19 protein-coding genes and 1 pseudogene are annotated in these 20,917 nt (G+C 46.6%); 4 read left to right on the top strand and 16 right to left on the bottom strand.

What is annotated here, in order from left to right; all coding sequences use genetic code 11:
- Nucleotides 1-37: 37 nt before the first annotated feature.
- Nucleotides 38-763 carry a 3-ketoacyl-ACP reductase gene (locus J2T14_RS23005; RefSeq protein WP_307474829.1) on the bottom strand — a complete coding sequence of 242 codons (726 nt, stop codon included), beginning with the start codon at nt 761-763 and terminating at the stop codon, nt 38-40.
- A 209-nt stretch (nt 764-972) separates the two neighbouring features.
- Here J2T14_RS23005 and J2T14_RS23000 point away from each other — a divergent pair, with 209 nt between their 5' ends.
- A complete protein-coding gene (locus tag J2T14_RS23000; RefSeq protein ID WP_307474532.1) occupies nt 973-1,917 on the top strand; it encodes an alpha/beta hydrolase in 945 nt (314 codons plus the stop codon).
- A 168-nt stretch (nt 1,918-2,085) separates the two neighbouring features.
- Here J2T14_RS23000 and J2T14_RS22995 read toward each other — a convergent pair whose 3' ends face one another.
- From J2T14_RS22995 to J2T14_RS22955, 9 genes are all read right to left on the bottom strand, one after another.
- Nucleotides 2,086-2,550, bottom strand: coding sequence for a hypothetical protein (locus J2T14_RS22995; protein ID WP_307474530.1), 465 nt, complete (start codon nt 2,548-2,550; stop codon nt 2,086-2,088).
- 281 nt (nt 2,551-2,831) lie between these two features.
- On the bottom strand, nt 2,832-4,079 hold the full coding sequence (locus tag J2T14_RS22990; protein ID WP_307474528.1) for an acyltransferase family protein: 1,248 nt from the start codon (nt 4,077-4,079) through the stop codon (nt 2,832-2,834).
- 330 nt (nt 4,080-4,409) lie between these two features.
- On the bottom strand, nt 4,410-5,489 hold the full coding sequence (locus J2T14_RS22985; RefSeq protein WP_307474526.1) for a CHAP domain-containing protein: 1,080 nt from the start codon (nt 5,487-5,489) through the stop codon (nt 4,410-4,412).
- 16 nt (nt 5,490-5,505) lie between these two features.
- A complete protein-coding gene (locus tag J2T14_RS22980; RefSeq protein ID WP_307205957.1) occupies nt 5,506-5,982 on the bottom strand; it encodes a GNAT family N-acetyltransferase in 477 nt (158 codons plus the stop codon).
- Nucleotides 5,983-6,287: 305 nt separating this feature from the next.
- Entirely contained in the window at nt 6,288-7,274 is a 987-nt protein-coding gene (locus J2T14_RS22975; protein WP_307474524.1) for a BtrH N-terminal domain-containing protein, read from the bottom strand.
- Nucleotides 7,267-7,830, bottom strand: a complete 564-nt coding sequence (locus J2T14_RS22970; RefSeq protein WP_307474522.1) for a PadR family transcriptional regulator — start codon at nt 7,828-7,830, stop codon at nt 7,267-7,269. Before J2T14_RS22970 ends, J2T14_RS22975 begins: the two co-directional genes overlap by 8 nt.
- A gap of 287 nt (nt 7,831-8,117) precedes the next feature.
- Nucleotides 8,118-9,119 carry a hypothetical protein gene (locus J2T14_RS22965; RefSeq protein ID WP_307205961.1) on the bottom strand — a complete coding sequence of 334 codons (1,002 nt, stop codon included), beginning with the start codon at nt 9,117-9,119 and terminating at the stop codon, nt 8,118-8,120.
- A complete protein-coding gene (locus J2T14_RS22960) occupies nt 9,119-9,904 on the bottom strand; it encodes an RNA polymerase sigma factor (RefSeq protein ID WP_307205962.1) in 786 nt (261 codons plus the stop codon). Before J2T14_RS22960 ends, J2T14_RS22965 begins: the two co-directional genes overlap by 1 nt.
- 275 nt (nt 9,905-10,179) lie before the next feature.
- On the bottom strand, nt 10,180-11,034 hold the full coding sequence (locus tag J2T14_RS22955; protein WP_307205964.1) for an aminoglycoside 6-adenylyltransferase: 855 nt from the start codon (nt 11,032-11,034) through the stop codon (nt 10,180-10,182).
- Nucleotides 11,035-11,542: 508 nt separating this feature from the next.
- Here J2T14_RS22955 and J2T14_RS22950 point away from each other — a divergent pair.
- On the top strand, nt 11,543-14,608 hold the full coding sequence (locus J2T14_RS22950; protein WP_307205965.1) for an RCC1 domain-containing protein: 3,066 nt from the start codon (nt 11,543-11,545) through the stop codon (nt 14,606-14,608).
- Between the two features lie 625 nt (nt 14,609-15,233).
- On the opposite strand, the gene J2T14_RS30970 is transcribed toward J2T14_RS22950, so the two are convergent.
- Complete coding sequence (locus tag J2T14_RS30970; protein WP_373458187.1) at nt 15,234-15,380, bottom strand: LysR family transcriptional regulator; 147 nt, start codon at nt 15,378-15,380, stop codon at nt 15,234-15,236.
- A gap of 43 nt (nt 15,381-15,423) precedes the next feature.
- On the opposite strand from J2T14_RS30970, the gene J2T14_RS30965 reads away from it, so the two are divergent.
- Complete coding sequence (locus tag J2T14_RS30965) at nt 15,424-15,795, top strand: ABC-2 family transporter protein (protein ID WP_373458193.1); 372 nt, start codon at nt 15,424-15,426, stop codon at nt 15,793-15,795.
- Between the two features lie 580 nt (nt 15,796-16,375).
- Here the strand turns inward: J2T14_RS30965 and J2T14_RS22945 are convergent.
- Entirely contained in the window at nt 16,376-16,597 is a 222-nt protein-coding gene (locus J2T14_RS22945) for a hypothetical protein (RefSeq protein ID WP_307474519.1), read from the bottom strand.
- A 171-nt stretch (nt 16,598-16,768) separates the two neighbouring features.
- Between J2T14_RS22945 and J2T14_RS22940 the strand changes: the two genes are divergently transcribed.
- Nucleotides 16,769-17,089 (top strand): hypothetical protein, encoded by a 321-nt coding sequence (locus J2T14_RS22940; RefSeq protein WP_307474517.1) that lies wholly within the window; start codon nt 16,769-16,771, stop codon nt 17,087-17,089.
- A gap of 194 nt (nt 17,090-17,283) precedes the next feature.
- On the opposite strand, the pseudogene J2T14_RS30960 reads toward J2T14_RS22940, so the two are convergent.
- From J2T14_RS30960 to J2T14_RS22925, 4 genes and pseudogenes are all read right to left on the bottom strand, one after another.
- Nucleotides 17,284-17,369, bottom strand: a pseudogene (locus tag J2T14_RS30960) (spore germination protein); the annotation flags it as partial.
- A gap of 55 nt (nt 17,370-17,424) precedes the next feature.
- The gene (locus tag J2T14_RS22935; protein ID WP_307205967.1) at nt 17,425-18,306 is read right to left on the bottom strand and encodes a carbohydrate ABC transporter permease; all 882 of its coding nucleotides are present in this window, start codon (nt 18,304-18,306) and stop codon (nt 17,425-17,427) included.
- A 23-nt stretch (nt 18,307-18,329) separates the two neighbouring features.
- On the bottom strand, nt 18,330-19,256 hold the full coding sequence (locus J2T14_RS22930; protein WP_307206181.1) for an ABC transporter permease: 927 nt from the start codon (nt 19,254-19,256) through the stop codon (nt 18,330-18,332).
- A gap of 107 nt (nt 19,257-19,363) precedes the next feature.
- Nucleotides 19,364-20,905 carry an extracellular solute-binding protein gene (locus J2T14_RS22925; RefSeq protein WP_307474515.1) on the bottom strand — a complete coding sequence of 514 codons (1,542 nt, stop codon included), beginning with the start codon at nt 20,903-20,905 and terminating at the stop codon, nt 19,364-19,366.
- Nucleotides 20,906-20,917 lie beyond the last annotated feature (12 nt).

Genomic DNA, 20,917 nt, shown 5'->3' with positions numbered 1-20,917 from the left:
CTTGGCAGCGACTCCGAGTCGGGGTTATGCAACATTATCAATATGGATTTGTTGCGATAAAGCTTGCGGTTTTCACATAAATACGCGGATTTAATCTCAACTGATTGACGATGATTTCCGCAATGTCTTCCGGCTGCATAAATTTTGAATCATTGTTTTCTTTAATCAAATTTAAATCAAGCGCCAAATCCGTTGCAACCGTGCTTGGGTTTAAAGCCGATACGCGAATGTTGTTGCGGCGAACTTCCTGCGCGAGGGATTCCGTAAAACCGATCACCGCAAACTTCGACGCGCTATAAGCGCTTGAGGTAGCCGCACCGCTTAATCCGCTAGTGGAAGAAATATTGATAATATCTCCGCCGTTTTTCTGGATCAATTGCGGCAGCACCGCACGCGTCGCATAGTATGTGCCGAGCAAATTCGTATCGATGATACGTCTCCATTCTTCCGGATCCATTTCCAAAACCGTACCGAATGTCGCAATCCCCGCATTATTGATCAGAATGTCAGCAGAGCCTAGTTCGTTTTTTATGGCTTCGATCGCTGCTTCCACTTGCTCTTTGGATGAGACATCAGCGACTGCATAGGCTGCTTTAACGCCTAGACCTTCCAATTCGGCGGCAACTTGTCGTAAAGCAGCTTCATTTCTGGCAAGCAAACCAACGTTTACTCCTTCTTTTGCCAATGCGATAGCCGTTGCCTTACCGATTCCTCTTGCCGCACCGGTTACAATTGCTACTTTGCCTTTTAACGATTGTGCCATTGTAAGCAGCTCCTCTCCAATCTCTATTTTCTTACTGATTATACTACGGCGGGATGCAGCAATAAAACAAGAAGAGTAAACTGGTCCCCATACTCCGGACACTTTGAAAAGTTCCGATTGCAATTTACCAGAAAAGAAGGGGCATACATTTTTACTTTGAAGAATAAGTGAATTAGCAAATCATGTACGATCTGAAGGGGGGCTGCTTTATGAAACATCTTGTCAAAGCAATCGTGTTAGTGGCAATTTATTTGCTCTTTCTAACCAGCTGTTCAGGATCATCCGTACCTCAGACGGAAAACGACGAATCAGGTAACGATCCAACCGTTGAAGCGGTTGCCCGAACCCCGGAACCACCGGTCTCGAGCTCGAAGGTTGAGCAAATCCAAATCGACAGCCAAGCATTGGGCAAAGAGATGCATGCAACCGTTTATCTGCCTCCCGATTACAGCCCGGATTTCCGGTATCCGGTGCTCTACTTATTCCACGGTTACGGGGGCAGCCATGGCGACTACTTTACCTATCTCCATCTCGATGCCGTTGCCGACCGTCTCCTTCAGGAGGGCCTGATTCACCCGCTCATCATGGTTGCGCCGGAATACAGGAACAGCTTCGGCGTCAACTCCAAGCCGGGCGAAGGCAATGATCCCGGAAGTGTAAGCATCGGCCCCTATGAGGACTATCTGATTCAAGAGATTATTCCCTTTATAGATACCCATTACAGCACGCAAGCTTCCAAAGCGGGCAGGTATATTGGGGGCATATCAATGGGAGGTTACGCCTCCTTGTATCTCGGGCTCACTCACCATGAGTTATTCAGCAAGATCGGAGCACACAGCGCCGCTTTGTGGACCTATACTTCCAGCGACCTGTTTACCGATCAACGGGATTGGCTTTATTCGGATGAACGTTTGCGTTCCCTTCGGGATCCTTTTATACTGGCTGCTCCCGAAAATCTGAAGGAAATGAAGATCTACCTGGATGCGGGTAAGGGCGATGCTCTTGCGGAGAAGGATTACGAGTTCTATACGCTTCTAAAAAACAACAATGCCGTCGTCACTTGGGCAACCGCTCCCGGAGGGCATGATGCAGCTTATTGGACCGGACAGTTGGAAGCCTATTTAGGTTTTTATGCGGGCATCAGCAGAAAATAAAGTATTAGACCGGATGTCTTTATTCTATGCTTCTGTTTGAATAGATTTATCGTCAGATTCCATAATTAAGTTTTAGACTCATCGTAGAAAAAGAAACAGCGACAGCCAAGGACGAGAAAAGTCCTAGACTGTCGCTATTTCATTGAGCTAACGTCTCCCGTTTAGTGCTTACCAAGGAGTGTCAGAAGCTTTCATTATAACTTGTCCTTTTGGCACACCTGTTCCACCGTAAACAGTCACTGTGTAAGTGCCTGAAGGAACAAGTGGATTATAATCATTATTTATAAAATTTACTCCTACTCCATCTGCTGCAACGGTTTTATTAAAGATAATTGTACCCTTAGTATTATGCTTTACTTCAACTCTAAAAGCTGTTGTCCCTGTATTTTTTACATACATATTAATATGTGGATATCCAATCTGTATTGTCCATGAAGTACTTGGGTCTGCTTTAGTATTATTTAATAAATCCCAGTTTAGTGTACTGGGTTGGAGTGCCATAGGAACAATAACTGCCTCAGTTCCTTTTGTGGATGCTGTAGAGCCATTTGCCGAAACAGCACTAGCAGCTCCAGTAATAAGAGAAATAGATAATACACTAGTACCAATAATCTTCATAAATTTGTTTGTCATTCTCTTAACTTCCTCTCAATATAATTTTATATTTTTTTAACACGAAAAGCATCATAACACAATTAGTTTAATTCTACCAAATAACCTATATTAAGACATTTGACGACATTTAAGAATGATGTTTTCTGAGTAATAGGAACTAATTTTACCTTAAGTTTTTCAAAAAAACCTCTTTAGATCGATAATCATACATTATTAGACGAAATTATATAACAATATACCTATATTTTGAATACAAAAATAGGTAATGTACCAACAAAAAAAACGCAGAATTGTTGGTTTCAACGCTGCATTTTTGATGAAGTCATATTTTTCTCAACTTTTCGAGCTAGTTTTAATGCACCTTGATCGGTCATATTTTTCTCAACTTTTCGAGCTAGTTTTAATGCGCCTTGATCGATATATTTCATATAATAATGCGACAAAATAAATAAGGGCACCATGGAAACCAGAAACGTAATTGCATAGGCAAGATTGTAACTAAAATAATGAATTACCTTACTAAACAGAAACGCGGAGAACGTATTTAGAAAAGTGAAATGGATGAGGTAAAGGGAAAATGAAATCTGTCCTAAATAAACAAAAGGTTTCCATCCAAACACCTGCTGCAACACTTTTAAACGAAGTAGAGCAAATAAAATCATAGCAGAACCAAGAGTTCGCGCAAGAAGTCGTGGATCAATGTTAAATTGAATCCATTGATTGATCATTTTTGTCCAGACTTCTATAGGTTCGTACATAGTCCCCATTAATGAAGTATAAGGCGCTGAACCTAAGTAAATCCCAATTAAAAGCACAAGTACTGCCGTTATTTTGCTTTGTATCCATTTGTGCTTAAGCAAATCGGCAAGCAGCATTCCCCACAAAAAAGCGACAAAATAGGTTTGAATCAACGTAATGGATAAGACCACATACACAATCCATCTTTTTTTCACTCGTCCAAATAAAGCAAGAAAACCGAAAATTAAAAAAGAACCTAATAGCTCATAGCCCATTGTCCAAAGGACTGGATTGTAAGGATGCGCTTCAAAACGGAAAAAAGGATCAAAAATAGCAGCCTTAATAACGGTATATATATTTGTATCTAAAGCGTAGTAGTTCTTTTTCATATCCGTCCATGTTGTTCCCCATATTTCTTGGAGATGAAAGGCATTCGTAATAATTGCTAGATACACAAGCAATACGGATACCGCTGCAGGCATGGCGAGGCGAATGTACCTTCGTATGACGCTGGAATGCAACAATTTTTCGAAGGTTTCACTATCGAGCTCTTTTTCAAACATTTTGATACTGAGCACATAACCACTTAGCACAAAAAACAAACAAACGGCAAATTGACCATTATAAAATAAATTAATCGGAGAATGACCGTACCAGATATCCCATTTAAAATGAGCTTGTTGCGGTCTTCCATTTAACGCAGCTGGATAAAACACTTGTATGTAGTGCGAAATAACCACGGCAAATGCCGCGAGGCCCCTAATGCCATCCAAATAGAATAGCTTCTTTTCAAATGTCTCTTTTGTCATTTTTATACCTCATCTTCCATTAATGAGGTTAATTATAACATGCGGGGCTACGCGAATAATGCGTCTAAGTACCTCATTGTCGAATACCTGATATTCAGCTTTAGGAAGTACACCACTAAGTGTTTGATAATTCTTTACATGGCTATTTCAGCTAAAATCAAATAAAGCAAAGCTTCATTTTCAGTCCATTCCGTAAAACGAATATTGATCGCATCGGCTATGCTCCGTGCATAAAAAAATACATCGCCGTGGGCTTTTGACCCACTGGGCGATGTATGTATTAGATGCATTTCTTACGAGACATTCCCCAGCGCTTTATGAAATGCATCCTTAAATAATCGGACTATAGTCGCCGTCAAAATGATAGGTATAGTCGTTGTCGATTCGGATATATCCGAGTATGCAATGCCACCTATCCCTGTTAAAAACGCTAGAGTAGTTTTGATTATCTCTGTTACCTTCAGCAACCCATATTTCTTCCTCATTGCAAGCCAAAATGATCCCAATATGATCGTGTGAGTCATCGGATAGCAGCTTTTCATAAATGACGATATCGCCTCGCTGCGGAGTAAACCCTTCCTGCCCGTCATAACCTAAAAATCCGGTTTCGGCCAACTGAGCCCACTCTAACCAAGCGCCTACGCCAGCGAACCGACAATTACCGTTAGGATATCGAATCGGCATAAGAAATCCGGCTTCCCAACAACAATGATATACGAAAGCAGCGCACCAACTGTTCTGCAATCCTCTATAGATTGCTGCATCCGGCCAATACTTGCAGACTCCCCGATATTGTCGATCTCCTGGCACCCCAACGATGTTGGATCCCGCCAACGTCTCCGCAATGTCGGCTAATTTACTGCGTCTGCCCGTGTCCTGTTGATCCCCTGCGTCGCCACCAAGGGTATATTCTTTTTCCGGTAACTCAAACGGAATTGCCAACTCATGAACCATATTTTGAAGTCTGAGGGCATCCTGCGGCGTAACGTCGCGGCCCGTATCTTGAAAGAAACATTGCAATATGCAGGCATCCTTGACGACTTCCCCAAACGGACCATGAGTCCTATTTCTCTCCTCTTGATAGAAAATCGCCTGCAAGATTGTAATCTGCTCTTCTTTGGTTAAGATATTCATGTCTCTTAACAGCGGCCTCACCGCCTCGGAGCTATTGGGGCCAGGGAAAACAGGAATGCCCGTTTTATAGAAGTAATAGTTGTGAAGCAGCCCCGCGATCGCCGCGAGTTCCTGATTTAGGTTACGTTTCATCGCGAGCATCGAAGCAAAAGCAGACACCCCGTACAAATGTGCACATGCCTCTTGTTTCCAAGTCTCGCAAGGGATTGACATAATCATATCCTGAACAACGAAGCGAACGCTATCTAGCCTCGTATTCCTTCTCTCACCGTTCAACCTGTTCTCCTCCCATTTAGAGACTCAATACGGTTATAGACTCGTTGTTGAAATCTTCCCCATTGTCACGGAAGCCGAAGCTTTCATAAAGCTTTTTGGCATTGACGTTATCGTGTTTATAAGGGATCCAGCAATAATGTGCCGGCCCTGCCGGAAAGGTACGGATAAATTCCAGGATTTTTGTCATAGCTTCCCGACCGTAGCCCCGGTTCTGGTATTGCTTGTCAATCATCAGTCGCATGATGCAATAATTGTCAACTGCGATTGACGGTTCATCGTATCCGGTGATTCCATATGCCAACATAACAAAACCGACCGGCTGTTCATCCGCGTAAATGGCAAACGGAAATGGATGCCCCCCGTTGGTTGCAAGGACATAACACGAGGCCACGCTAGACAGATTGGACGCAACAAAGCTGCGCTGTTCGTCTGCAACCTCTAGGTTAAATATGGCACGTCGGTTTCCCAGCGTGATTTTTCTGAGCGTAATCATGCTAGGCTCTTCCTCTCATTAAACGTAATTGCGCCGCGGTCGCTTATATAACATACAATTTACACAAAAAAAGATATAGACTTATGTTGAATTTTTTTATAGACTATTATGTATCCATGGCTTTTTTAAGGATTACATATAAATGTCCTGTCCGTCTTGATTTGATTTATAGATTTCAAAATTAATCTAATCGCGCAGCCGCCAAACTCTGGCGGCTTTTTTTTGGATTTTAGGCATAAAAAATACATCGCCCAAGGCACGCAGCCCACATGGCGATGTATTTATTTGTGAATCCAAATAAAAAATCAAATGGTCAATAACAACTCCATGGCTACACGTTCCTTATCCGCAACCTCGAGCAACAGCTCGGAAACCTGGTTCAGCTCCTGATGGTTTCCCCTTTTTCCTGCATGGTCGATCATAGAAGAAACGCTTGACCACATCGGAGCGATTTCCTTAAACAACGAGTATGCCTGTTCTACTTTTGACTCTCCAAACAGATCCACGCATTCTTTAAGAAAATCCCGGTATAGATTTCGAAACAAAGCCCCGCCGGTTTCCGCTCTTTCCATTAATAAAGCAGTCAAGCCTAAATCTTTCTCAAGATCTTTGCTTCTAGATGGCCACTTCAGAACTTCACGGCTCATTTTTTTTATCCCTTGATTCCCTAAATTGCGAATGGGCGGATTTAAATAGTTATGTGCATTTTGGGTTATGGATGCTCGTATAGCGGGTATAAGCGGCGGAAGGGTATCTATCGATTCTATCGTAAAGGAGCGATTCCTGGAGCTCATTGGTCCCTTTGCGTTTCTAGCCATGGCCAAATGGGTCAAACGGGTCTTTAGCAGTCCACCCTGTTGTCTTGTATCCGCCATGTAGGCGTATTCGGCATCCGCGCCATATATTACCGCATAGTGGGCTGCAAAGTGCACTTTGTTCGTGAAATAATCCAAATAATAAGAGTCTAATTTAAGTCCAACCGGAATTCCGAGTTCTATGGAACTCCGTACATTCTGCCACGCCTTCTGGGCGGACGAGCTCTCTTGTATCCTGATGGTTAAGTTGAGCCGGGATGCGATGCAAGCAGTCAGCTCATCCGGCTTAACTCTCCCTCCAATGAAAGGAAAGTTCATGTTCTTCGAATCCCAATAAATGAATCCCAAGCCTTGCCCTAATCCGAATAACATCGGCTCGGATAGCCGAACTCCAGCAAATTGAAGCAAGTTGCCCATTGTTGTCGTCTCGCAATGTTCCCCTTGAAAAGGAACGAAACCTTCAATGATTCTAGACATGTTCCTTCGTCTCCTCCACCAATTCATTGATTATATCGTTGACGAACGTTTGCTCACTCTCAATAAGACTCATCGGGTGAAGAAAAAGCGCCCTTACGTAAAGCGGTAATCGAGCGCCGCCTTGCAATTCGTACATCTTCTGTACATTTTTTAATGTCTCTCCAAGAAAATCCAGCCGTTTTTGCAAAGCTTCAATGGCTTCCCCTTTTTTAATATAAGGTAAAGCGGCGAGCCCGAGATCAAACCGGTTATCGCGCTCTCGCGAAGACGATAGGCTGACGATGGCTTCATGTTTTAGAGTTGTCATACCCATTTCCGTTATGGCAAATCGGGTCGGCATAGGTCCCTTCCCGGATTTTTCGGCGAATTCCTCGTGCTCGATCAATTCTTTATTGCTTAACTTCTTCAAACCTGCGTAAATGGAAGTCGTACCGATATTGGCCCATTCCCTGTAGCCACGCTGATCGATTAACTTATTGATGTCATAACCCGAGATTTGATTACGTTCCGCGATAATTTGCAACAGCATAAATTCAACATTCGAAAGTTGATTCATGAATAGACCCCTCGCCTTTAATATTACATATGTACAATATAACATCAGTGAAATATTAGGTCAATGTCGAGAATGCGGGCTTCTTGTTTGCAAGCTGTTGAATGAAAAAAGGGCCGCCACAGTTCATACACCCATAACCCGTTAATGACTTCAAGCATAAAAAATACATCGCCCAAGGCACTTAGCCTACATGGCGATGTATTTAAAACTTTCATACTAGTGGATCGGGAAACAAGCTATAATGCCTTTGTTTGCAGACGGTTGTCATTTGTTTGCAGCAGTAAATTTCAACTCATACTGTCCTTCGCTTCCTGCTCGAGCAGCTCTAGCATTCGCGCAAGCAGCGCAACACCCTCGGTCTCCGCTTCTTTTGCTTCCCTTAGCAGAGAGATTGCCCGGTTCGCCTCCGCATCGTTTCCAGGCTCGCCACCGTGCGGGAATGGGAACATATCGCGCATCATCGACAGGTTGCCCGCAACAATGGCATACTGATCTGCGGCTTGGCAAGCCAATTGACGCAGCGGTTCATCCCCATGCTCCTTCCAACCGCTTGCCAACTCCTGAAGGAACTGCACGGCGAACTCGCGCGCATCGCATACTTTCCCTGTATTGACGGCATTGCCGAACGGACTGGCAGCTCTCCGCTCAAAGGCGTGTATCCAGGCATCGAACGCGGCCAATCCGTTGTAATGTCCCGCACTCTCGTTCTCATGGAACTGCTGTACATGCGCATGTTCGAGTGCTAGCTTCAGCGCGCCCCTGAGCATCGTTCGACGATCGATGGGCTTCGAGTCCATGATCGTAAGCAAATACAGCTCCGTCACCTCGCCGCGACCCAACTTCTCGTACGGCAGTTCGCCATCCCGACGAACATCGCGGCATTGCAGCATACGGGTCTCATCATCATAACCGTAGATGACACCCCATTCGGGTATGAACAAGTCCCAGCTTAATGCCGGGATGCCTGCGTCCAGACTCGTCTGGATCATCTCTAGCGCCGTTTCGAGCTCCTCCGGTGTCGGCGCGATATGATTTTGCCTGCCAGTCGTACGGACGATATACCCCAGATTGCGTAAAGCTTCCGCATGCCGCAGCTGCCAATCGAAAAAGGAGTAGCTGCCTACCTCTACCTCCTCGCGATCGATGATGATGCGGAACGCATGAGCGGTAAAGCCCATAACATCCGTGTGGGACAACCCCTTTTTATCGGTATATTGTATCATGCTGTAAATACTCTCGGTGTCGGTATTGCGGCTCCACGTAAAATCACTTCTTGGACTTCCAGCCATTACTCATCATCCTTCCATGCGATACGAACACAAGGCGGAGCCAGCAGCTTGCGCTTCAGCTTGCCGAGTGCCCTTCGCTTCTCAATATACATACTGACGTGGACACGGAGTCTTTCATGCTGCACCTTCATCCGGGCACGGGATATGCTGTTGTAAATACTGGCAACTGAAGTATCGAGAAGCGCAGCGATGTCCTGGGGCGGCAGTTGGTCCAGGAAAAACCGTTCAAACACGTTCTTCTCGCGACTCGTCAGGCAATGCAGCAGGCTTCGGATGCCGTCGATCAGTTCCTTACGCAGTAAAGCGGAAGTTGGGTCAGACGCCTGCCGAGCTGACTCGAGCGTACTTAAGCCGAGACGGAACAAGACATCGTCGATATCCCAATGTTCCTTCTCCCTGTGTGCGGAGAGGACAGCCATAGCATGGCACGCATTTGTTGGTGCTGTCCTGCGATTCGGGAAACCCGTCCAGACTGTGAACGGCAGTTCCTTGCCGTGGGGTCCTCCCCGGCGCAGCTTCATGTACGCCTCATTGCGTACGATCCGCGATAACCATGGGGCGAAGCGCCTCTCATCCACCAGCGATCCAAGCTTGAGGAATGCCTTCACCAGCGCTTCCTGCACGATATCCTCGGCCATATGCGAATCCCGGGTCAGCGTTTGTGCAACGCCAATCGCTCTTGCCCGATGCCGACGCACCAACTCGCCGAAAGCGTCCGGATCGCCTTCCCTTGCCCTGGCCACAAGCTCCTGATCGGGCTTTGGCTGCTTTTCCGCTTGCAACATGACTCCCTCCTTTAGTCCACATAGGTTAGATGCCGCAGCTTCGGAATTTCTAACTGGAATTACTCAATCCATGTGGAAGCGTCATGCCTTTTTTTGTGGCATGGACGTTCAACTTCAGCCTGACCCGACGCCCATACAGGAGCTGATTTGCCAAACCAGCATCCCACGCGGCCTCTCGGCTCTTACTCTTCCCCCCACAGCCACCCGGAAGGGTGGAATAGACCTGGCAACAGGGCTGTTTGCAGCCTTGTTGGTGGTTGTTGGCAAACCGCAAGTTACGCGCCCAAACGTCGCTCCTTCAACCAACTCCGAATATTGACAACCAATTGTTCCGGATAGGTAAACCCATATGTATTCGCTACTTCTGAAGAGAGTCGGTTGAATAACTCAAAAGTTACGATTAACGCTTCCCAGCTTTTATTTTGATCGTATCCCCCGAACGATTGCTTCAAATCGGCAATTACGCCCTGCTCGGCCCATTGATCCACAAATTTTCCCGCATGCCATGTATCGTATTGCGAACCGTGAATGGATTTGGCGTGCCATTCGATCATCTGAAGCAACATTTGCTTGCAATCCTCATCCCTTTGGTAAGCGATCCACATTTCGCCGCGTAATATTTGCTTCGCCACGTATATACAGCCAAATCCAAATATATTTACGACTTGTAAAAAGGCTGCTTCGGTAATCGGTTGAACCTCAAACTCTGCTGTGTTTTTAGGGAGTAACCGTTGACCTCTCCCTGTTTTGTCCAGAAGAATTCTAGCCCCTCGCTGAAAGCCTTGAGGAATCCGATCGTTCTCGATTAAGCTCTCCAATTCTGAAACATGGCGAAATAAGAAGTCGACTTGTAACGCTTGGTCAAAGAGAACAAGTTTTTCCGGGTCTCCTCCAGCAGTGCGAAATACAAAGTTTGTCCAAACCTCACCAATATCAAGCAACCATTCATCGGTTCGAAAATAGTAATCCGGATTAGAGGCGAAGATAACCACATCCAAATCGGAAAACTCATCGAACGGCTTGTTAATCCTCGCTCTTGATCCCATGACATAAATCGTCATGATCTCGCTGTTAAGGTTGCCCCAGTCATATATTCGCTCTTCAAGCATCTCATAAGATATTATCGTCATTATGAATTTCTCCCCTCCCAAGATTCCAACTCAAATAAGACAAGTATAGGACTGTATAATAAATACTGCCTCTGTCTGAGGATGTATCTTACTTCCTGCATTCACTGTTCCGTTCCCAATGGCTGCACTGTGGCCGACTCCGGATTATTATGTAATCAACTCCGAACGATAATGAACCAAAACAAGCTATAAAAGCTATAAAGCTCCTTGTCTCTTGTCATCATTGCCCTCGTTAAGGAGCCTGGGCGCAGGAAATCCGCTTCGTATTTCTTTTCTTTGTTTTTCCCTTTAGGTTGTGCAGACGCACTCGTATTCCAATGGGTCTTGTGAACTGGCGGCTCGTTAACTATCGTCCCTGGCCTGAAAGGAAGGTCATCAAAATACTCAACACTCATAACGGAAATAAAATTGTTGAGCATTCGACATGGAATAAGTTACTATTAATGTGGGAAAAACGGCCTATCTTTGCCTAATTCGACATCTAATTCATAATAAAGGAGCTTCTCCAATGATTCGAAAGCGTTACAAAACCGTACTGCTTACCCTACTACTCGCCGTTATGTGCGTTACCTCGATAGATGTGAAGGGAAGCGCTGCGGCTCCTCAGGCAACGATCGGGATTAAACGAATCGTAACCTATCACAATTCAGCCTATGCCCTCGACGACAACGGTAAGTTATTCGCTTGGGGTAACTTTCACACAAGGGCAACCAATGAGCCGAGACGCGTTGATAACTGGTTTGAAGGCAAAAGAATTGCCGACATTGCGGTTAATGAACGAGGCTTATTTATTTTACTGTCAGACGGCACGCTTTGGACTCGCAGTGTTGACGTCTATTCCAAAATTCTACCTGCGCAGGTGGCCGGTATAAGCGGTATTACCTCCATTACGGCATCGGATTTAATCCTCTATGCTCAGGATACCGAAGGTTTCGTATGGACTGTCGGAACTCCGCCGCCGAATTTCAAATTAACCGCTCGCAAACGCAGCGCGATCATTCCCGATCTCGCTAAGATCGTTGACGGCTATGCGATTAAAACAGACGGTACCGTGTGGGACCTCGGCGAACAGGGCATGGACGAGCCCGCTCAAATACCGGGATTGACGGAAGTCGCCGATATCGCTAGCGCATTCCACGGTTCGATATACGCGGTAAAATCTGACGGTACGCTATGGGCATGGGGCGGGAAAATATACAACCCCATGGAACTAAGATCGGAAGATGAATTTCAGGAAATGCCGGTTCAAATCGAAGGTGTATCCAACATTCAAGATATTGCCTTAGGCAATGAGCATGGGCTGCTTCTTAAGCGCGACGGAACGGTCTGGACGTGGGGCGCGAACAACAACTATCAACTCGGTAATAGTCAGCAGAAGAATTCCGCCAAGCCGGTTCAAGTTCAATCGCTGCAAGGCATACAGAGCATCGTTTCCGGCCAATGGGCCGACCATTCTTTCGGCATTGATCGTAAAGGGAACGTATGGGCATGGGGAAGCAATGAGTACGGCCAAATCGGCGCGGATCTGAAAGCGGGGCGTGTCGCAAGCGCGCAGACGATATTTTTCCCCCGCGTGGTAGATGGCTCGATCAAGTTCGACAAGGTGAGTTATATGGTCGACGGCGCTGGCGTGTACGATGCGGCCGACAACGACAAAGGCCTCATCATCGCATCAAATGAGAAGGTCCTGCTCATCTCGAAGGATTATGGGCAAACCTGGACGAAGAAGCCCGTGCCTGTTAAGGCTTACTACCACAACCTCGAATACATCAGCCAGAATCAAACGTTCTATTACACGCCGTTCAATGCGGCCAAGCAAGTTACAATGTGGTCGAAAGACGGCCTAAGCTGGTCACCGCTTAAGCTCCAAGGAGCGGATGGCGCCACTTTGGAGATGACGAGCATTCGATGGCTTAATGGTCAGTATCTGCTTACGGGCACGGATGCGAATGCGGATTGGGATTACAGCACCTACGTTCTAGCCTCTAAGGACGGCATCAATTGGAAGCAGCTTGCCGAAGTGCCGATCGGGAACATGGATAATGTACTATGGAACGGCAAACAATATGTCGGTTTAGCGGGGGGCTATTCTTATTACGGAGCTCCGAAATCAAGAAATCAATTTCGCTTAAGCGCGGACACGAGCGGCGAGTTGATTGTGTACACTTCTCCCGATCTGAATACCTGGACCATGCAATCGGGCTCGATCAAATCCTTAAACTATACCGACCCTTTCTTCAACCCGAAGTTTCTTCGCCCGACTTACTTTGCGGAGCTGTATGAAATCAAGACTGACCGAACGATCGTATTGCATGATGATTCCGGCAACATCCTTGAGTCGAAGGACGGCATTACCTTCAAGATAACAAGAAAAGAGCCGCTCTTCATCGGATCTTCCTTGTCGGAGATTTTCTGGAACGGCTCGCAATATCTCATGTATTTGGAATATAACAACTTCGGTTATGTCCTCACCTCCAAGGACAAGATCAAGTGGACGAAGAAGAAAATCCCGAACATTCCGCGAGCAATCAATGTGCATAAGGTCGGCAATCGGTTCGTGGCATTCGGCTTCATGGGAATTGCGGTTTCCAAGGACGGCTTAGAGTGGAAAATCACCTCTTCACCTCCTCAGAGTATCGCAGCCTTCGACGTCATTAAGAACAATGGGCTCTTCATTGCGGTCGGCTCGCAGTCGAAAGACACCGGCGCCTACAACATCAAGAATATCCCTGCCGTTCAAACGAGCAAAGACGGATCCAGCTGGAAAACCGTATTCGCCGCAGATGTGTCCACGCGAGTAAGCGCAGAAATCCGATCCGTGGCAACGAGCGGCAAAAGATATGTTGCCGTTGGCGAACAACATTCATACACGTCTCTGGACGGGGCTAAGTGGACAGCGAACAAAATGCCTTCAGGCATCGATTTTCAGAAAGTCGTTTGGTCCGGTAACAAATATGTCGCATATGGATATGCAATGTCTACGAATGGCGCAGTAGTCGCGTCTAAGGTATTTTTCTCCGCAGATGGGGTGAAATGGACGGAAGCGTATAAGACATCCGGCTATTTGAGAGATATTGCCGCTCATAACGGCACCGTGGTCGCCGTCGGCAGGACTAGCAAAAATCAAGCTTTGGCCGTCTCCTCTTCCGATCTGAAGAAGTGGAAGGAAAGCCAGTTCGCCAACAGCCCCGATATCAAAGTTTGGGACAGCAGCAACGTTCCACATGGATTTACTAACGTTCAGTGGACCAAAGATCGCTTCCTCGTGATGTCGGCAGATATGTATTCGTCCAAAGACGGCGTCACTTGGTCCATTGAAAAAAGCGATTACAGCAAGTACACGAGATACAGTCCCTACGAGTATCTCGGCGGCCATATCATGTGGACCGGACAGGAATATCGACTTTATCATGTCAATTCGATCGGCATATCGACTGACTTGAAGTCGTGGGTATTCTATGAAATCGACTTGGGCGAGAGCTTGGAGCATCTGATCATGAACGACTCGGAGATGATCGGCTTCGGCTCTGAACACAGCATGTTTCGGATTAGAAGTGCCGCTTCGCGTCCTTGATCGCGTAATGGCTTGTGATCCGGAGGAATGCTGGCAATGTACCAGACCTGTACGTGACGTTGATAGATATTCAATCGGAGGAATAGCATCCGCAGCTTTGGGACAGCATGGTATTGACTTTACTGTGAACTAGATAGCTGCTCGAAAATCGAAACAGGCTCCTTCTGCAACACCAATTACTAATAGTAAAGGCCAGAATCCTAGCACGAGGAATTCTGGCCTTCTTTAAGTTTCGAGTGTAGGCTCGTTGCATTACGTATGAAAGCAGATGCGGCTGGTTATTATTTAGCAAACTCCAAAGAAGAACTGATCAAACATTGTAATGAGAGCACCTAAACGCTTTGTTTTAAACGAATTGCTCCTTTACTTTACTAATAAACAATTCGAATAGAATCTTGCATCTGGAGCTGGATGTTGGGAAACTCTTGATGGAATTCAATCATGACGGGTGTCAATAGTTCATCCAAATCACACGGTAGTACTCCCAAAACTAATTTTTCCGCGCTGCATCGTGCTCAAGTCGTTAATCGCATCATGAGCATAGTCCAAGTTTCTGAAAATTCGGCTACACTGTTCGTAAAGAATCTGTCCCGCTTCTGTTATTGCAATTCGCTTGCCCATACGATCAAACAGAGGCGTCCCGATTTTCCTCCTCTAACGCTTTGATTTGCTTACTTAAAGTCAGCTGTGCAATGTTTAGAAGTTCCGCCGCTTTCGTGAAATGCAACTGCGATTCTTTTTCAAACGGTAATTCATGGATATAACATAACACTCCCTTCTAGGTTCTTATTACATACACTCGGAATTGATCGCACATAGCCTTCATTGTACTAACGGTTATCGGAGGCACACTCATTCAGGCGGCCATAATCGTCATCTCAGCGTCCAGTGCGTTCTGGATCGTTCGCTCCGGAACGATCGTTGACATTGCAATCTATACGATCCGCAGCTTCATAAACTACCCGATCAGCATTTATGGAAAATCGATTCAACTGCTGCTTACTTTCGTCATTCCTTACGCATTCGTTAACTTTTATCCTGCGGCAGCGTTTTTGGACAAACTGGAGAGCGGGACGATGGCAGGCTTCTATGCGTATAGCTCAATCATCGTTGGCGCACTGCTCTTTGCGCTTGCATGCTGGGTTTTCAACCGTGGTGTGCTGCGCTATGACAGCTCAGGCTCTTAACGGTTTGGACTGCTTTTGAAGCTTTCCAAGGTTGGTATGACATGGCAAGCCAGCGTCCACGTCTCTCCGCACACGCTCCGGCATTTCAAGAACGGCTAGTATTTTCAGAGAGCAAGTGTTGATACCTTGTTGACTTGAACCCTAAGAGTACATCGCCTAAGGCATAGGACCCATATGGCGGTGTTGTATCCAAATCTTATATCCGGTTATATGCCTTTCAGTTCTTACTCCTCGCTCGGAACTCCAATCGCTCCGGCTGCCGGATTTGCTTCTACAATCCCATTGTTATTCCAAGCCTATTACACTGTAGTTATCGTTACACGATTAACTTATGGTACGGTTCTCCAAATCATCTAAGAGCGAATAGCTCATATATATAACAATTGTTAGAATCGAGGTGAATGCATGAGGATTTGGGTGGCCGGGGAAACAGAACCATTAGAAGTAAGAGTCAACGCCTTGCCGGTCCCCGTGTGCCCGATAGCTCAACCTGGCAAGCTTCTCTACCAATGGGTACCCTCCATATCCTTATTATTGGTACCGGAATCGGCGGTGCCGCCGCGCTATGGAGATTCTACGATCAATTGGGCAACGGCTCCCTCATAATTACGGTCCTTGCTCTTAATAAATACGATGTTTTATCCGGAGACATCACCTTTACGTCGGTGACGCTCCGTTCGTTGGTCAGAATCTGAACGGCTCTGGCATTAACGGCCAAATCAAAGCTTCCAAGACGAAGAGCTTTCCAGAAATACACGTTGGAGCCGTTGCAGTTTATAACTTCAAGTAATAATTCCGACACAGGGTGACCTCCCTGCCAAAGCCGTCTGAGCAGATGCTGATTAAAGGGCGAGCTATACCGGTTTACATGCATGGCCTGCTCTGCGATATGGTAATACGGCTCGATCTCTTTGTAGGTGATCGGCCAGTCAGCAAATTCAAAAGGAGGAATCCGAGGTGTGGTACCCTAGGCATGGTATCTCTATTGATTCCACAAGTGAAGCATCGTCCTTATCAGTTTAAAATTGGAGGAACGAAGACGTACTTTGAGTTCGATGTCTCCGGCAGAATCGTTCCACGATTTGACAATTACGTCTACTTGGATCCAAGCAGAAGGGATGAATACGGTATTCCAAACATCCAGGTGAATTTCTCCTATAATGAGAACGATAAAGCAGTTATGGCGCAAATGATTCAGGCTACCCATCAAGTCGCTTCCGTCATGAAAATGATTTTACCCTGCATCCGGCAGACCGGCGATATGCATCTGGCTTCCGGGGGCGGAGAACCATGATGCCGGAACATCCCGTATGGGGGATGCTGCCTCAACATCGGCATCCGGTCTTTACATGGCGGACAACAGTCTTATTCCCTCATTCGGCCCGGTTAATCCGACATTGACTACTGGAGCATTGGCCATACGTACAGCTGACCATATCGTTAAGCAATTGAATAAGAGATTCATTTAGAAAAACTACTATAATCATATCCTATCGTTTGACCGATTGGCCTCGGCAGACGAATTCCAGCTTCCCGTAATATTCTATTGTTATTTCCATCGGAAGAGCTTCAACTCATGTCTGCTTTTTGATTGGACTCACAATCAGTATCCTTTCGCAGATCAGGAAACTACCCTTTAATCGAACCAAGCAGCGCGCCTTTGGCGAAGTGCTTTTGCAGGAACGGGTATACAAGCAGGATCGGCAGAGTAGCCACAACGATAACAGCCATCTTCACCGTCTGCTCCGGCGGACGCGAGGCGAAGTCGTCCATACTTGACGTGTCTCCCGCTAGTCCGCTTGACAAAACGACAATTTGACGCAGAATAACCTGGATCGGCCATTTGCCGGCATCAGTAAGATATAAGATCGCAGTAATGTAGGTGTTCCAATAGGTTACCGCATAAAACAGCGAAATCGTCGCGATTGCCGGCATAGACAGCGGAATGACGATGCGGAAAAGGATGCCCCAATCGCTTGCCCCGTCGATCTTCGCCGACTCCTCAAGGCCCTCGGGGAGGTTCTGGAAAAAGTTGCGCATAATGATCAGGTTAAATGCGTTAATGGCTGTCGGAACGACCATCGCTGCATACGAATCAATAAGCCCCATCGACTTGACGACCAGAAATGTCGGAATGATGCCGCCGCTGAACAGCATCGTGAACACCACCACAAACATGATAGGGCGGCGCCCAGTTAAATCTCTGCGAGACAACCCGTAAGCCATCAGCGCAGTTAAGAACATACTGAACAACGTCCCCCCTGCGGTTACGCCTATTGATGTAGCCAAACCTGTCAAGACGGTATTCGTCGAGAAAATGTAACGGTAAGCTTCCAGTGACCAAGTCGTCGGAACCAGTACCAATTGCTTCGTTGCCAGCTCGCCGGCCGTCGTGAATGAACCGGCAATGACATGAATAAAGGGCAGGAATGTAACTAAGGCGATGACCAATAGCAGCGAGTAGTTCACAACATTGAATATGCGGCTGCCGATCGTTTTATCTTGCACCATGATGACTCCACCTTCTTCATAAATTAATAAATGCCTTCTTCGCCCGCCTTCTTTGACAGCCAATTTGCAGATATAACCAAAATGAGACCAACAATAGACTTGAAGAAGCCTACCGCCGTACTGTAGCTGAATTGCCCTTGCCGTAAACCGGCCGTAAATACGTAAGTATCGAATATCTCCGCTACCTCGCGATTCATGGAGTTTAAAAGGAGATAAATATGTTCGAATCCAAGTTCCAGCACGTCCCCGATCTTCAGAATCAACAGCACTACGATAACGCTGCGAATGGAAGGCAGTGTAATGTGCCAGATTTGACGCAACCGGCTTGCGCCGTCTATCCGGGCCGCTTCGTACAACCCCGGGTCAATGGCTGCCATAGCCGCCAAATAGATGATGGTGCCCCAGCCTGCTTCTCTCCAAATGATCTGAAGCACATACATGGGCCGGAACCATTCCGTGCTCATTAAGAAATTCACTTTCTCGAAGCCCATCATTACGAACAGTTCGTTTATGATCCCTCTGTCCATAGACAGCATGACAAAGGAGATCGAAACGATGATAACCCAAGACATGAAATGCGGGATATATACCACGGTTTGTACAACGCGCTTAAATATATTGATGCGCACCTCATTCAACATCAAAGCGAGAATAATCGGAACCGGAAAGTAAAACAAAAGATTAAGAAAAAACAACAGAAGCGTATTTCTCAAGATCGTGACAAACATCTGATCGGCAAATAACCGTTCAAAGTGCTTCCAGCCTACCCATGGGCTGTTCCATATTCCGTTGTAAGGCTGATAATCCTGAAAGGCGATTACAAGGCCGCCCATCGGAATGTATTTAAAAATGACGAAGAAAAGAAAGCCGGGAAGAATCATCATATACAAAGCCCGGTTTTTTATAAATCTTCTCCTTAATTCCGGTCTTTGCTTTTCTTTGACGACCATCTCGCTCAAAGCGGCTGTATCACGCATGGTTTCTCTCCCTTTCTGTACAGAAAATGTGGAGGCTGTCAGATGTTTACCGGCAGCCTCCGTCATTTTATAAACGACCTTTATTGCGCTGCAGCGTAAGAAGCGTTGAACTCATCAATAATCTTCTGACCGCCTTGCTTCAACCATTGATCCACAGCAGCCTGGAAGCCGGCCTCGTCGATATTGCCGAGCATGTAATTGTAGGTGGCGTCTTTAATAAGCTCTTGCAAGCGCGCTCCATCCTGATTGAACGCTGCCGAATCAAGCGCCACTGCCGGGTCGTGAATCAAATAGTTGTCGTTATCCTTTATAAGCTCCTCCGCTTTCGCTGGAAGAGGCTCGCGCTTTAGGTCGAGGAAGCCTTCGATTGTGGATATTCCGCCGATTTGCATCGACAAATACGGCTTTACCTCGCGTTCAAACGTTGCGCGTTCACTGATGTCGACGGCCATGCCGTCTTCAACCGTATAGTGCGTGCCCTCAATGCCCCATCGGGTCAGGTTCGCCATTTCTGCACTCATCATCTGATCGTAGAATCCAAGAATGCCTCTCAGCTCTTCCTCCGTTTTAACGGCCGATTTAGGGAAGAGCACGACCGCGCCATATCCCGGAATCGCCCAGACCCCATACTCTTTGCCTGGGGCCGCAACCCGGTTTTGGACGTCAAGCAGCCCACTCGGGTTGAGTTCGGCAATTTTCGGTTGCAAGGCGTTAACATCGCCCAAGGATCCGACATATACGCCTGCCTTGCCCGAAATGATCAAGTTATGTTGATCCGCCTTGACTGTAACCGGAAAGTCTTGATTCATGTAACCCGCGCTATGCAAGCGCTTAAAGAGATTCATCGTGTCCATGTATTCCGGCGTCATAAATTCAGGCACAAGCTTGCCGTCCCGGACCCCCCAATTGTTCGGCGTGCCGAACCAGGAAGCGACCGTCTTGAATGCGCCGTATATGAGGTCGTTTCGGTCCGCAAGACCGATCGTATCGTTCTTGTTGTTGCCGTCCGGATCCTCTTTCGTAAACCTCTCCAGCATGGTGAAAAATTCATCGGTCGTCGTCGGCGCTTCTATTCCAAGCTTATCTGCCCAGTCTTTCCGATAAATGATACCTTGGCGGGACAGTGGACGCTCTTGGTACAGCGCATAAATCTTGCCGTCTACCGAAGTATTCTTCAATACGTCAGGGCTAAGCTTGCTCAAGTTCGGGTAGTCTTGCAGCATAGGGCCAATCTCCCAGAACTGATCGTTGCGAATCGCATCGCGAAGCAAATTAAGGTTCCCGACATACGTCGCTTTCGGAAGCGTGTTAGTTGCGAATGAAGCGTTTATCTTCTCTTCATAGCTGTCTGTCGGCACCCATTGAATATCAAGCTCCGTATTCGTTGCCTCCTCGATCATTTTTTCGATCGTCGGATCCGGAACATCCGTTGTTTGAAGATTCGCCATCATTGTAATTTTTAAGGGCTCTTTCTTCGTATCCTCCGGCGCCTTCGTCGCGTCTCCCGCCGTATTCTGGCTGGCTGTCGGCGTTACCTGATTGCCTGCATTTCCCGAACACCCGGCCATCACTGCAACAGCTGTAACGACTGCCAGTACAGTGCTGACTTTTTTCTTTGGCATTTGTTCGACCTC

It is taken from the genome of Paenibacillus harenae (genome assembly GCF_030812415.1).
GTDB lineage: Bacteria > Bacillota > Bacilli > Paenibacillales > Paenibacillaceae > Pristimantibacillus > Pristimantibacillus harenae_A.
This window is presented reverse-complemented; position numbering and strand designations above follow the sequence as displayed.

Bases quoted from the DNA above. Each gene is read 5' to 3' on its own strand.
- J2T14_RS23005 (WP_307474829.1), bottom strand. From the start codon at position 763: ATGGCACAATCGTTAAAAGGCAAAGTAGCAATTGTAACCGGTGCGGCA.
- J2T14_RS23000 (WP_307474532.1), top strand. From the start codon at position 973: ATGAAACATCTTGTCAAAGCAATCGTGTTAGTGGCAATTTATTTGCTC.
- J2T14_RS22995 (WP_307474530.1), bottom strand. From the start codon at position 2,550: ATGACAAACAAATTTATGAAGATTATTGGTACTAGTGTATTATCTATT.
- J2T14_RS22990 (WP_307474528.1), bottom strand. From the start codon at position 4,079: ATGACAAAAGAGACATTTGAAAAGAAGCTATTCTATTTGGATGGCATT.
- J2T14_RS22980 (WP_307205957.1), bottom strand. From the start codon at position 5,982: ATGATTACGCTCAGAAAAATCACGCTGGGAAACCGACGTGCCATATTT.
- J2T14_RS22975 (WP_307474524.1), bottom strand. From the start codon at position 7,274: ATGTCTAGAATCATTGAAGGTTTCGTTCCTTTTCAAGGGGAACATTGC.
- J2T14_RS22970 (WP_307474522.1), bottom strand. From the start codon at position 7,830: ATGAATCAACTTTCGAATGTTGAATTTATGCTGTTGCAAATTATCGCG.
- J2T14_RS22965 (WP_307205961.1), bottom strand. From the start codon at position 9,119: ATGGCTGGAAGTCCAAGAAGTGATTTTACGTGGAGCCGCAATACCGAC.
- J2T14_RS22960 (WP_307205962.1), bottom strand. From the start codon at position 9,904: ATGTTGCAAGCGGAAAAGCAGCCAAAGCCCGATCAGGAGCTTGTGGCC.
- J2T14_RS22955 (WP_307205964.1), bottom strand. From the start codon at position 11,034: ATGACGATAATATCTTATGAGATGCTTGAAGAGCGAATATATGACTGG.
- J2T14_RS22950 (WP_307205965.1), top strand. From the start codon at position 11,543: ATGATTCGAAAGCGTTACAAAACCGTACTGCTTACCCTACTACTCGCC.
- J2T14_RS22940 (WP_307474517.1), top strand. From the start codon at position 16,769: ATGGTATCTCTATTGATTCCACAAGTGAAGCATCGTCCTTATCAGTTT.
- J2T14_RS22935 (WP_307205967.1), bottom strand. From the start codon at position 18,306: ATGGTGCAAGATAAAACGATCGGCAGCCGCATATTCAATGTTGTGAAC.
- J2T14_RS22930 (WP_307206181.1), bottom strand. From the start codon at position 19,256: ATGGTCGTCAAAGAAAAGCAAAGACCGGAATTAAGGAGAAGATTTATA.
- J2T14_RS22925 (WP_307474515.1), bottom strand. From the start codon at position 20,905: ATGCCAAAGAAAAAAGTCAGCACTGTACTGGCAGTCGTTACAGCTGTT.